The following is an 11,743-nucleotide window of genomic DNA, read 5'->3' as shown; positions in this document are numbered from 1 at the left end:
TTCGTCACCACTGCGAATCAGGCAGAAAGCTCGACCAGCAGCTTGTTCAGGCGCTGCACGTAGGCAGCCGGGTCCTTCAGGCTGTCGCCGGCGGCCAGGGCGGCCTGATCGAAGAGGATGTGCGACAGGTCGGCGAAGCGGTCTTCGTCAGCCTCGCCATCCAGTTTCTCGATCAGCGGGTGCTGCGGGTTGATCTCGAAGATCGGCTTGGCGTCCGGCACCTTCTGCCCGCTGGCCTCGAGGATCTGGCGCATTTGCAGACCGAGGTCCTGCTCGCCGATGGCGAGGATCGCCGGCGAGTCGGTCAGGCGATGCGACACGCGCACCTCGGCGACCTGCTCGCCCAGCGCGCCCTTGAGGCGCTCCAGCAGCCCTTCCTTGGCCTTGGCCACTTCTTCCTGGGCCTTTTTGTCCTCTTCCGAGTCCAGCTTGCCCAGGTCCAGATCGCCACGCGCCACGTCGACGAAGTGCTTGCCGTCGAACTCCGTCAGGTAGCTCATCAGCCACTCGTCGATGCGGTCGGTGAGCAGCAGCACTTCGATGCCCTTCTTGCGGAAGACTTCCAGGTGCGGGCTGTTCTTGATCTGCGCAAAGGTCTCGCCGGTGAGGAAGTAGATCTTGTCCTGGCCTTCCTTCATGCGGCCGATGTAGTCGGCCAGGCCCACGGACTGCTCGCCGTCGTCGCCCTGAGTGGAGGCGAAGCGCAGCAGGCCAGCGATCTTCTCCTTGTTGGCGAAGTCTTCCGCCGGGCCTTCCTTCAGCACCTGGCCGAAGGCCTTCCAGAACTGCTTGTACTGCTCGGGCTCGTTCTTCGCCAGCTTCTCCAGCATGTCCAGCACGCGCTTGGTCAGCGCCGACTTCATCGAGTCGATCACCGGGTCCTTCTGCAGGATCTCGCGGGAGACGTTCAGCGACAGGTCGTTGGAGTCGACCACGCCCTTGATGAAGCGCAGGTACAGCGGCAGGAACTCGTCGGCCTGGTCCATGATGAACACGCGCTGCACATAGAGCTTGAGGCCCTTCGGCGCTTCACGCTGGTACAGATCGAACGGCGCGCGGCCCGGCACATAGAGCAGCGAGGTGTATTCCAGCTTGCCTTCGACCTTATTGTGGCTCCAGGACAGCGGGTTCTCGAAGTCGTGGGCGACGTGCTTGTAGAACTCCTGGTACTCCTCGTCCTTCACCTCGGTACGCGGACGGGTCCACAGGGCGCTGGCGCGGTTGACGGTTTCCCACTCGACCTCGGCCGGCTTGTCCTTCTCCTCACCGTAGTGCTCCTTCGGCAGCTCGATCGGCAGGGCGATGTGGTCGGAGTACTTCTTCACCACGTTGCGCAGGCGCCAGCCATCGGCGAACTCTTCTTCGCCCTTTTTCAGGTGCAGGACGATGCGGGTGCCGCGCTCGGCCTTGTCGATGGTGGCGACCTCGAAGTCGCCCTCGCCTTTCGACGACCAGTGCACGCCCTCGCTGGCGGCCAAACCGGCACGGCGGGTGAACACGTCGACCTGATCGGCAACGATAAAGGCCGAATAGAAGCCCACGCCGAACTGACCGATCAGGTGCGAGTCCTTCTTCTGGTCGCCGGTGAGGTTCTTCATGAAGTCGGCGGTGCCGGACTTGGCGATGGTGCCGAGATGGGCGATCACTTCCTCGCGGCTCATGCCGATGCCGTTGTCTTCGAGGGTGACGGTCTTGGCGTCCTTGTCGAAGCTCAGGCGAATCTTCAGCTCGCCACCGCCTTCGAGCAGCTCGGGCTTGGCCAGCGCCTCGAAACGCAGCTTGTCGGCGGCATCGGAGGCGTTGGAGATCAGCTCACGGAGGAAGATTTCCTTGTTGGAATACAAGGAATGGATCATCAGGTGAAGCAGCTGCTTCACTTCGGTCTGGAAGCCCAGGGTTTCTTTTTGAGTTTCCACACTCATGGTCGTCGAACTCCACATGCATGACAGGCCGCACCATTGCGGCGGATGTCATACAGATGGGGAGTTCGTGAGGGATTTCAAGGGGCTAGGTTTACAACTACGGCTCGAGCAATTCGATCCTGCCGATCTCGTCCGGCTTGAAACTGAAGCTGGCCTGGCCACCGCCGCCGCCCAGCTGCTGGCTCAGGCGAATGCTGCCGTCGCCGTCCACGCCGACGAAGCGCCCCTCCACCGCGCCGCCAGCGGCCTTGCTCACGCGCATGCTGAGACCGCGGTACTGTTCCGGATTGCGTTGCAGCCGTGGCAGGGAGAACCGCTGGCGGCGATCCAGCGCCGGTCGGCCGTTCTGCGCCACCGCGGGTTCTGCTTCCGGCGCCGGTTTGGCCGGCTCGACCGCGCGCGGTTCGGCCAACGCCGGGTAATGATCGCCCTGCACCTGCCAGCCACGGGCGCCCTTCTCCAGCACCAGCTCCAGGCTCTGCGCCTCGCCATTGACCCGTGCCTGCACGGCCAGCGGAATATGGCTGGCCGGGAAGGTCACTTCCGGCAACTCGGCCAGCTGCACCAGGCGAGTGGCGAAGCGGCGCTGCAGGTAATCGTCGATCACCTTGGCCAGGGTCTCGCGCGAGTCGAACTGGGCATCCAGGCGACCGTCCTTGTAGCGCAGGCGATCGGAGAACAGCTCCAGGCTGCCGCTCAGGCTGGTCTTGAACGCCGGTGGCAGGACCAGGTGGAAATCGCCCTGCAACTTGTTCGGTGGCAGCGCCTGCAGGTCCAGGTGCAGGGTGTAGCCCTTGCTCAGGCGGCGGGCCTCGGGCAGATCCTGCTCCGGCAGCAGCCAGCTGATCTCCACTTCCGGCAACTGGCCGACATCTTCCGGCAGCACGTCCAGCTTGATCGGCGCCTTCTGCGCCTGCGGCAGACGAATCATCACCTCGCGGCGGGCGAAGAAGTCCTCACCCTCGCGCAGGCTCAGCACACCATCGATCAGCTCGGCGTACTGCGGGTTGAACGGCTGGCCGTCGAGCTCGCCGTGCAGGCGGATCGCCAGTTCGGCCGGGGCCTTGGGCTGTTCCTTGAGCCAGCGCAGGCTGAGGATCGCTTCCAGGCGCGCCGCGTCCTGGCTGGCCATCAGCACCATGCCCACCACCAGCGGGATCACGCCCAGCGCCCCCAGGCCGACGGCCTTGCGCGCGGTGCGCCAGTGGCGCAGCACATAAATCAGGGTGATCGGCGGGATCAGGCTGCCCCAGCCCCACAGCAGGCTGGTGGAGAAGGCTCGCATCACCAGCCAGACCAGGCCGGCGAGAATCAGCAGCAGGCCGCCGAGGATCAACAGCGCATCCATTCGGTATTCCTTGTTGTTATGCGATGACCCGCCGCGCCCTCAGGGTTCGTCGACCTTGAAGTGCGCGCGGGCCGTGGCGATGGGTTCGCTCTGGCTGGTCTGCCAGGCCGTGATGGCGACGTTGGCCACCCGCCGGCCCTGACGCCAGACCTGGCACTGGGCGTAGGTGTCACGATAATGACCGGCGCGCAGGTAATCTATCGAGAAGTCGATGATTTTCGGCAAATGTGGAATGCCCATGAACATCAGCAGATGGAGCATGGCGGCATGTTCCATGAAGCCGGCGATCACCCCGCCATGCAGTGCCGGCAGGGTCGGGTTGCCGATGTTGTCCTTGTTCGCCGGCAGGCGGAACACCATGTCGTCGCCCAGGCGCAGGCACTCGATGCCGATCAGCTTGGCATAGGGAATCAGGCTGAGCAGCGCGTCGTAGTCGTTCTTCTCGTGCGCCTGGCGCACCAGGGTATTGAGATTTAGCGCAGTCATCGGGCACCTCCCTTGGCGCCGGCCTTGAGATCGGTCGGCTTGCCCATGCGCATGAAGGCACCGACCACGTGGGCGATCGGCTCGTCAGGGTTGTCCTGGTAGGCATAGCCACGGGTGAAGATGATGTTCTCGGTGACCCGGTAGCATTCGGCGAAGCCGTAGACGTCCTTGTGTGGCGCGGCCGGGCGCATGTAGTCGATGCGCAGGTCGAGGGTCGGGCAGATCTCGAACTCCGGCAGCACGCAGACGGTGGAGATGCCGCAGGTGGTGTCCATCAGCGTGGTGATGGCGCCACCGTGGATCACCCCGGAGTCCGGGTTGCCGATGATCTGCGTGCTGTACGGCAGGCGCAGGGTCAGGCCCTCCGGCTTGGCCTCATGCACGCTCAGGCCCAGGACCTGGCAGTGGCGCAAGGCCGCCAGAAAGCGCTGGGCGCGCTCAAGAACAGGGTTGTCAGCCATCGTCGGTACCTCGTGGCGATGCGGAAAAGCCACGCATGATAGCGTCGCCGCCGGTCGCGGTAAAAAACAGTCTGAACCATTGCCAACGGCTGCGCCTCGAAGCAGTGATGGCTTCATTCACGAGGAGAAACAGCTCATGCAGAAATCACTCGCCTATGCGCTCATGCTCGCCGCCACGCTCGGCCTCGCCGCCTGCGACAAACCGTCGGAGGACAAGGCCGAAGAGGCCCGCGAAGCCCAGTCTGAAGCCCAGGAGTCGATGAACGACGCCGCCGAGCATAGCAACGACGCCGCCCGTGCGGCGGATGAGGCCGCTCAGGAACGCGCCGAGGAAAACAGCGAGGCCGCTCCGACCCAGCCCGCCATTCCTGCTCCGCCACCCGCTGGCCAGCAACAGCAGTAACGCTCGCTCAATGCCTGCGGCTCGCCGCAGGCATTGTCGCGCCTGGAACTTAGGCGCGCCGCTCCGCTCCAAGCGATACGGATGCAGCACTACAGCATCCGCATCGACAAGGAGATCCAACCGTGCAAAAGCCCCTCACCTACGCCCTGCTGCTTGCCCTGGCCCTCGGCCTGAGCGCCTGCGAGAAGACGCCAGAAGACAAGATGGAATCCGCCAAGGAAAACGTGTCCGAAGCCATGGAATCGCTCGGAGATGCCGCCGAAGACACCGGCGAGGCCATGGAGAAGAAGGTCGACCAGGCCACCGGCCATGAGCCCACCACCGGCGAGAAGCTGCAGGAAGCCGCCGACGACGCGGGCGAAGCCATCCAGGATGCCGGCGACGAGGCCAAGGACGCCGTGGACGGCCAGTAACTGGTCAGCGTTTCAGCACAAGGCCCGCAATTGCGGGCCTTGTTCGTTTCAGGGCATCACCAGCAGCCAGCGTATCGCCGGGCTGAGCATCAGCAACAGGCAGCAGGCCAGGCCGACGGTCCACACCATGGAGCGCTGCCAGGCCAGGTCGCGCCAGTAGAACAACAGGTAGAGCACGCGAGTGGCGATGAACAGGATCGCCAGCAGGTCTACCCACCAGCCGAACACCTCGGTGGTATGGGCCATCAGCACCCCGGCGGCAAACAGCGGGAACATCTCGATGCTGTTGAGATGCGCCGCATGCGCCCGGGCACCCAGCCCGGTGAGACGCGCCTGCTGGGCCCGCGGGTTGTGATTGTCGTAGCCGCCGGACTCGGCGTTCATCGCGCGGGCGACTGGCAGCTTGGCGGCGTAGATCAGCAAGGCCGCGATAAAGACACACCAGAACGGAATGCTCATTCTTCTCTCCTTCGGCCACCTGGCCGCACATCAGCTGTAGCACACGGCGGCGCCGCTCTGTTTGGAGCCGCTTGGCTTGGCGCATGTTGCACCTAAATTGCAGAACCACACCGAGCAATCGCGCTCAGGGTTTCAATCGAGCCTTTCTCTTCACATTCTTTTCACATCGAGAGGCACAGAGTGGTGTCGTGATACTCCATGAATGCCACTTCTAACCCGGCCTAGCGCCGGGTTTCTTTTGCCCGGAAAACGCCCGGCGCAGCGCCAGTCCTGATGAACACCCCACCTCTCGCGCTCTCTGCCCGACAGTCGATTGCCGGAATCATCGACGCCGGCAGCGGGTCAGTAGTGCATCTGGGCGCTTGAATTCGGGTAACCACCGACTTAGACGCGCCCGTTCACGGCAGCCCATTGCGAGGTGAACCATGGCTATCGATCAAGAGCTTGAGAAGGAAATACTGACCCGCCTGCTGCACGCCGGGCCTGGCGGCCTTGGCAAGAAGATTCTCGATAACTATCGCGGCGAGCGCGTGGTCGCCGAAGCCATTGTCGAGCTACAGGCGCGCGGGCTGATTCAGGACAGGAAAGCAGAAGCGGACTGGAGCGATCCCTTCAAACTGACCGCGGCGGGAGCCGAAGCCGCGAGGCAGCATGAGAGCTGAGATCTAGCGAAGAGATGGTGCCCGAAGCCGGACTCGAACCGGCATGCCATTGCTGGCGAGGGATTTTAAGTCCCCTGCGTCTACCGATTTCGCCATTCGGGCGGTAGCACTGTGAAGCGAGGGCTGGACTATATACAGCCCGCGCCAGCCCGGCAAGATTGCAGAAAGGCCGGCACCGCAAAGAAAAAGCCCCGTAGATCAACGATCTACGGGGCTTTTCTATAGTGGAGGCCGATACCGGAATCGAACCGATGTACGCGGATTTGCAATCCGCTGCATAACCACTCTGCTAATCGGCCTCAAACGAAGACGCCGCAAAAGCGGCGTCAACGTCAACAAATTGGAGCGGGAAACGAGACTCGAACTCGCGACCCCGACCTTGGCAAGGTCGTGCTCTACCAACTGAGCTATTCCCGCGTCTTGGTGACGGGCGCAATTCTATAGATTCGAAACGCCGCGTCAACCCCTTGATTCAAAAAACTTTATTTCTTTTCGGCATCAATGCTGAGGTGCGGCCAGGCGGCCAGCAGGTACTGCAGCATGGACCACAGGGTCAGGCCCGCCGCGATGATCAACAGCACATAGCCACCGCCGACCCAGATGGTCAGCTGCGGCGGGTTGCCCAGCAGGATCACCAGCGCCACCATCTGCGCCGCAGTCTTCCATTTGCCCAGGTTGGATACGGCCACATGGGCACGCGCACCCAGCTCGGCCATCCATTCGCGCAGCGCCGATACGACGATCTCGCGGCCGATGATGATCACTGCCGGCAGGGTCAGCCACAGGTTGGCGTGCTCCTCCACCAGCAGCACCAGGGCCACTGCCACCATCAGCTTGTCGGCCACCGGGTCGAGGAAGGCGCCGAAGGGGGTGCTCTGCTCCCAGCGACGGGCCAGGTAGCCGTCGAACCAGTCGGTCACTGCCGCCAGGGCGAATACCGCGCTGGCCGCCCAGTAGCTCCAGGCGAACGGCAGATAGAAGAACAGGATAAAGACCGGAATCAGGGCGACGCGCAGTACGGTGAGCAGGTTCGGGATGTTCATCGGGACCACTGGCCAGCGAGTTGAGCGCGCATTCTACTCGCTGTGCAGGGCCGCATAAATCGACTCGGCGAGCTTTTTACTGATACCCGGCGCCTTGGCGATTTCTTCGACGCTGGCGCGATTCAGCTCCTGCAGCCCGCCGAAGTGCTTGAGCAGCTCGCGGCGACGCTTGGGCCCGATGCCCGCCACATCCTCCAGGCTTGAGGTGCGTCGCGCCTTGCCGCGCCGTGCACGGTGGCCGGTAATGGCAAAGCGGTGTGCCTCGTCACGGATCTGCTGGATCAGGTGCAGGGCCGGCGAGTCGGCCGGCAGGGTGAACTCGTGATCGGCATCGTTCAGATAGAGGGTTTCCAGCCCCGGCTTGCGGGTCACGCCCTTGGCCACTCCGAGCAGAATCAGCTCCGGCACCGCCAGCTCCTGCAGCACCTCGCGCGCCATCGCCAGCTGTCCCTTGCCACCGTCGACCAGGAGGATGTCCGGCAGCTTGCCCTCGCCATCCTTGAGCTTGCTGAAGCGCCGGGTCAGCGCCTGATGCATGGCCGCGTAGTCATCGCCGGCGGTCACGCCCTCGATGTTGTAGCGGCGGTAATCGGACTTCAGCGGCCCTTCCGGACCGAACACCACGCAGGAAGCGACGGTCGCCTCGCCGCTGGAGTGGCTGATGTCGTAGCACTCCAGGCGCTGCGGCGGCTCGTCCAGATCCAGGGCATCGGCCAGCGCCTCGAAGCGAGCCGCCACGTGCTGACGATTGGCCAGGCGCGCGCTCAGGGCCTGCTCGGCATTGGTCACCGCCAACTGCTGCCAGCGCGCCCGCGTGCCACGCACCCGGTGACTGATACCGATCTCGCGACCGCGCGACTCGGCGATGGCCGCGGCCACTGTCGGTAGATCCTCATGGTCAACGTTGACGATCAGTTCGCCCGGCAGATCGCGCTCATGGCTGGACAGGTAGTACTGGGCCAGGAAGGCCGACATCACCGCACCGCCCTCCTCCTCGATGCCCACCTGCGGGAAGAAATTCTTGCTGCCCAGCACCCGCCCGCCACGCACGCTGATCAGGTGCACGCAGGCGCCGCCCGGATTGACGATGGCGGCCACCACATCCACATCGCCGCTGCCGCCCTCCATGCTCTGCTGATCCTGCACCCGGCGCAGTTGGGAAATCTGATCGCGCAGCTCGGCGGCCAGCTCGAACTCCAGCCCCATCGCCGCCTTTTCCATGGCTGCGGACAATTCATCGGTCAACGCACTGCTGCGCCCTTCCAGGAACATCACCGAGTGGCGCACGTCCTCGGCGTACTCCTGCGGATCCACCAGGCCGACGCAGGGTCCCTTGCACCGTTTGATCTGGTACTGCAGGCAGGGTCGGGTGCGGTTCTTGAAGTAGCTGTCCTCGCACTGGCGCACCAGGAAGGTCTTCTGCAACAGCGCCAGGCTCTCGCGGATCGCACCGGCACTGGGATAGGGACCGAAGTAGCGTCCCTTCGCCGATTTCGCGCCGCGATGAATGCCCAGCCGCGGGTAGTCACCATCGGAAAGCAGCACGTAGGGGTAGGATTTGTCGTCGCGCAGCAAGATGTTGTAAGGCGGCCGCCACTGCTTGATCAGGGTCTGCTCCAGCAGCAGCGCCTCGGTCTCGTTGGCGACTATGGTGGTCTCGACCTGAGCGATGCGCGCCACCAGGGCGGCAGTCTTGGGCGCCAGGCCGGTCTTGCGGAAATAGCTGGCCAGGCGCTTCTTTAGATTGGACGCCTTGCCGACGTAGAGCAGCTTGCCCGTGTCGTCGAACATCCGGTACACGCCGGGCCGCCCGCTGCAGGTCGCGAGGAAAGCGCTTGGATCGAAAGGTGCGGCGGGCGTGGAAGTCATCGAAATCGGCAGGCTGAAAAGACGAAGACGCAGTTTACGTCCTCTTCCCTGGCTCGCCTAAGACTCTCAGCTGACGGCATCCACCATCCCGTGACGCACGGCCAGCAGGGCCAACTCCACGTCACTGGTGATCGAGAGCTTCTCGTAGATGCGATAGCGGTAGGTATTCACGGTTTTCGGCGACAGGCACAGCTTGTCGGAAATGGTCTGCACCTTCTGGCAGTTGGCGATCATCAGAGCGATCTGAATCTCGCGCTCGGACAGCAGATCGAACGGAGAGCCGCCGCTGTTAGGCTGGAAGGACTTCAGCGCCAGTTGCTGGGCGATCTGCGGGCTCAGGTAGCGCTGGCCGGCGAAGGCCATGCGGATGGCCTGGACCATTTCCTCGAGTGCCGCGCCCTTGGTCAGGTACCCGGCGGCGCCGGCCTGCAGCAGGCGGGTGGGAAACAGATCGTCCTCACAGGCGGTGACCGCGACGACTTTCAGATCGGGATGGCTGCGCAACAGCTTGCGGGTGGCTTCGAGGCCGCCGATGCCGGGCATCTTGACGTCCATCAGGACCACGTCCGGACGCACCTCGCGCACCTTCTTCAGCGCTTCCTCACCGGAGTCGGCCTGGCCAATCACCTGCAGGCCGTCGATGTCGGCCAACATGCGGGTGATACCCGTTCTAACCAGATCGTGGTCGTCGACCACCAGCACCTTAATCAAGCGACACCTCGCTGCACCTTTGTCGCAACACAGCAATCAACGAACTTAGCTTGGCGCATCTGCGCCAGAAAGCAAACGCCAGAAAACCGTACTTGGCAGGAAATTCGATACGGAAAAGTGGCGTTAGCCAGCTCTCCCAAAGATTGCGATTCACCGCATTAGCCGCCCCGATTTCGTCCTGAAATCGGCTTAGCAAGAGGCCTCGATGTTACACGCATCGCCCCCCGCCAGCAAAGCGCAGCGGCACTTTTGGCACTCTGGAACCAAAAACTAATTTACATAAATATCAATAACTTAATTGACACCAAGTCAATTAAGTTGCGACCGGATTGCAAATTCATCCCGGACTCATACCGCTCACCCGCAGCCGCAACGGGAACTCATGCCGGTGCGAAGGCATCGACACACAGGCGCGAGGCGAAAGACCCAAGCAACAGCAATACAGGAAACCGTCCATGGCGATGACTAGAACCGCAGGAATGCTTGGCCTATCCATGCTGCTGATCGGTTGCTCGCAGCCCTTCAAGTCACCCACCAGCGCCGACCTGACCCAGGCCGGCCGTTACCAGGAAGCGGCAGCGCTCAATCTTGAAGATGCCCACCGCAGCGAGCAGCAGGAGTTCTGGAGCAGTGCGGTGTCCTACTACGTTATGGCGGCGGACAACTACAGGCAGAGTAGCCTGCCCGAACGCGAGCTATCGGCGCTGACGGATGGTCGACGTACTGCACTACGGGCCTGGGACCAACCCGAGGAAAGCATGGACCGCAGCCCACGAGAAGGTGGCGCCGTCAGCCGGATCGAGGGACGCCTGGCCGAGTACTGGCTGAAACGCGACAAGGACAGGGCCGTCGAACACTACCAAGCCCTGCTCGCGAAGCAGAACGACGTCCGCATGCTCTATGGCGGCCCAGGCCTGGAGCTGGTCAAGGCCGCCAGTCGCTCCGAGGCCCTGCGCAACCCGAACCTGACCATGCGACTCTACCTGTTCGGCCTCTCCGGCCAGTATGTAGAGGACGGCAATCTGTATCCCCAGCTGGCCCTCGATTTCGCCAGGCAACATGGCTATGCCAACGAGGCCGGACAACTGCGCAAGCGAATGGCCAGAGTGAAACAGGTGCAGGCCGAAACGGCTCCCGGCTCGCGGAGCGACGACCCGCGGGAGCAGATGCGCATCGCCGAGGCCAGACGCGATCAGTATGCCGCGCTAGGCGAAGCCACCTTGGCGGCGGTCTATGCCGACCAGGCGGCGCGCCATGCCCGCTTCATTGCCGGCAGACCGACAGAGGAGCGCAGCGCTGTGATCGACAGAGGCCTTGAGCGTCTCGCCGCACAGCTGGCCAGCGTCGGCAAGGCGCGCCCCGCGGCGAAACCCTTGCCGCCACCTACCCCACAGCCCGGCGCCGAGACCGTCAACACCTGCATCCAGATCGCCAGCGGCGGCCCCAACATCATCACCCTCATCAACAACTGCAGCCACAACGTGAGCGTGGCCTGGTGCTACATCCCAGCGCCCGGCGCGTTGCAGTCGGACCGGCTGGCCGTTCAGGGCAACCAGATCTGCATCCACAACGGCACCGACTTCCCGCACATAGTTCTGGGTCGTTCCGGCACCGATGCCGACCTGTCCAAGACCTACCACTCCTGGGAGCTGCCTTACAGCCAGAACACCATCTACCACCTCGCCTGCAACGCCGGCGCCGATGGCAAGGCGCTGCCGCAGATCAGCGGCTTCGACGACAGCCTGCAAGGCAGCTGCCCGGCTCCCGCCAAGTGAAAGCCGCCTAGTAGTTTCTGCGGGCACAAAAAAGGGCCTAGACGCCGTCTAGACCCTTGATTGTCAATATGGTGGAGGGCCAGGGATTCGAACCCTGGGAACGCTTTCACGTTCGACGGTTTTCAAGACCGTTGCATTCAACCGCTCTGCCAACCCTCCGCGTAGCGGGCCGCCATACTACCCGAACGCAA

The 11,743-nt window shown here is 63.4% G+C and carries 12 protein-coding genes and 4 tRNA genes; 4 read left to right on the top strand and 12 right to left on the bottom strand.

Annotated elements, in window-relative coordinates; translation table 11 throughout:
• Positions 1–17: 17 nt before the first annotated feature.
• The 4 genes from htpG to OH686_RS00375 form a co-directional block, all read right to left on the bottom strand.
• Positions 18–1,922, bottom strand: a complete 1,905-nt coding sequence (gene htpG, locus OH686_RS00390; RefSeq protein WP_289535628.1) for a molecular chaperone HtpG — start codon at positions 1,920–1,922, stop codon at positions 18–20.
• Positions 1,923–2,019: 97 nt separating this feature from the next.
• Entirely contained in the window at positions 2,020–3,270 is a 1,251-nt protein-coding gene (locus OH686_RS00385) for an MFS transporter (RefSeq protein ID WP_289535626.1), read from the bottom strand.
• A gap of 39 nt (positions 3,271–3,309) precedes the next feature.
• Positions 3,310–3,756 (bottom strand): PaaI family thioesterase, encoded by a 447-nt coding sequence (locus OH686_RS00380; RefSeq protein ID WP_137973326.1) that lies wholly within the window; start codon positions 3,754–3,756, stop codon positions 3,310–3,312.
• Positions 3,753–4,217, bottom strand: a complete 465-nt coding sequence (locus OH686_RS00375) for a PaaI family thioesterase (RefSeq protein ID WP_289535623.1) — start codon at positions 4,215–4,217, stop codon at positions 3,753–3,755. Before OH686_RS00375 ends, OH686_RS00380 begins: the two co-directional genes overlap by 4 nt.
• 136 nt (positions 4,218–4,353) lie before the next feature.
• Between OH686_RS00375 and OH686_RS00370 the strand changes: the two genes are divergently transcribed.
• Positions 4,354–4,620 (top strand): hypothetical protein, encoded by a 267-nt coding sequence (locus OH686_RS00370; RefSeq protein WP_289535622.1) that lies wholly within the window; start codon positions 4,354–4,356, stop codon positions 4,618–4,620.
• A gap of 122 nt (positions 4,621–4,742) precedes the next feature.
• Positions 4,743–5,033 carry a hypothetical protein gene (locus OH686_RS00365; RefSeq protein ID WP_192398048.1) on the top strand — a complete coding sequence of 97 codons (291 nt, stop codon included), beginning with the start codon at positions 4,743–4,745 and terminating at the stop codon, positions 5,031–5,033.
• Between the two features lie 48 nt (positions 5,034–5,081).
• On the opposite strand, the gene OH686_RS00360 is transcribed toward OH686_RS00365, so the two are convergent.
• Complete coding sequence (locus OH686_RS00360) at positions 5,082–5,492, bottom strand: MAPEG family protein (protein ID WP_289535619.1); 411 nt, start codon at positions 5,490–5,492, stop codon at positions 5,082–5,084.
• Between the two features lie 425 nt (positions 5,493–5,917).
• On the opposite strand from OH686_RS00360, the gene OH686_RS00355 reads away from it, so the two are divergent.
• On the top strand, positions 5,918–6,154 hold the full coding sequence (locus OH686_RS00355; protein ID WP_289535617.1) for a hypothetical protein: 237 nt from the start codon (positions 5,918–5,920) through the stop codon (positions 6,152–6,154).
• A 15-nt stretch (positions 6,155–6,169) separates the two neighbouring features.
• Here OH686_RS00355 and OH686_RS00350 read toward each other — a convergent pair.
• The 6 genes from OH686_RS00350 to gacA all read right to left on the bottom strand — a co-directional run bounded on the left by OH686_RS00350 (position 6,170) and on the right by gacA (position 9,777).
• Positions 6,170–6,256, bottom strand: a tRNA-Leu gene (locus OH686_RS00350).
• A 123-nt stretch (positions 6,257–6,379) separates the two neighbouring features.
• Positions 6,380–6,453: transfer RNA gene (locus OH686_RS00345), tRNA-Cys, on the bottom strand.
• A 42-nt stretch (positions 6,454–6,495) separates the two neighbouring features.
• Positions 6,496–6,571 (bottom strand) — tRNA-Gly (locus OH686_RS00340).
• A 65-nt stretch (positions 6,572–6,636) separates the two neighbouring features.
• Entirely contained in the window at positions 6,637–7,197 is a 561-nt protein-coding gene (gene pgsA / locus OH686_RS00335) for a CDP-diacylglycerol--glycerol-3-phosphate 3-phosphatidyltransferase (RefSeq protein ID WP_192398045.1), read from the bottom strand.
• A gap of 33 nt (positions 7,198–7,230) precedes the next feature.
• Positions 7,231–9,066, bottom strand: coding sequence for an excinuclease ABC subunit UvrC (gene uvrC / locus OH686_RS00330; RefSeq protein ID WP_289535614.1), 1,836 nt, complete (start codon positions 9,064–9,066; stop codon positions 7,231–7,233).
• A gap of 66 nt (positions 9,067–9,132) precedes the next feature.
• Complete coding sequence (gene gacA, locus OH686_RS00325; RefSeq protein WP_137973333.1) at positions 9,133–9,777, bottom strand: response regulator transcription factor GacA; 645 nt, start codon at positions 9,775–9,777, stop codon at positions 9,133–9,135.
• 455 nt (positions 9,778–10,232) lie between these two features.
• On the opposite strand from gacA, the gene OH686_RS00320 reads away from it, so the two are divergent.
• Positions 10,233–11,552, top strand: coding sequence for a hypothetical protein (locus OH686_RS00320; RefSeq protein WP_289535612.1), 1,320 nt, complete (start codon positions 10,233–10,235; stop codon positions 11,550–11,552).
• 69 nt (positions 11,553–11,621) lie between these two features.
• Here the strand turns inward: OH686_RS00320 and OH686_RS00315 are convergent.
• Positions 11,622–11,711: transfer RNA gene (locus OH686_RS00315), tRNA-Ser, on the bottom strand.
• Between the last annotated feature and the right edge of the window lie 32 nt (positions 11,712–11,743).

It is taken from the genome of Pseudomonas sp. SO81 (assembly GCF_030374125.1).
GTDB lineage: Bacteria > Pseudomonadota > Gammaproteobacteria > Pseudomonadales > Pseudomonadaceae > Aquipseudomonas.
The sequence above is the reverse complement of the archived record's forward strand: the minus strand, read 5'-3'. Positions and strand labels throughout refer to the sequence as shown.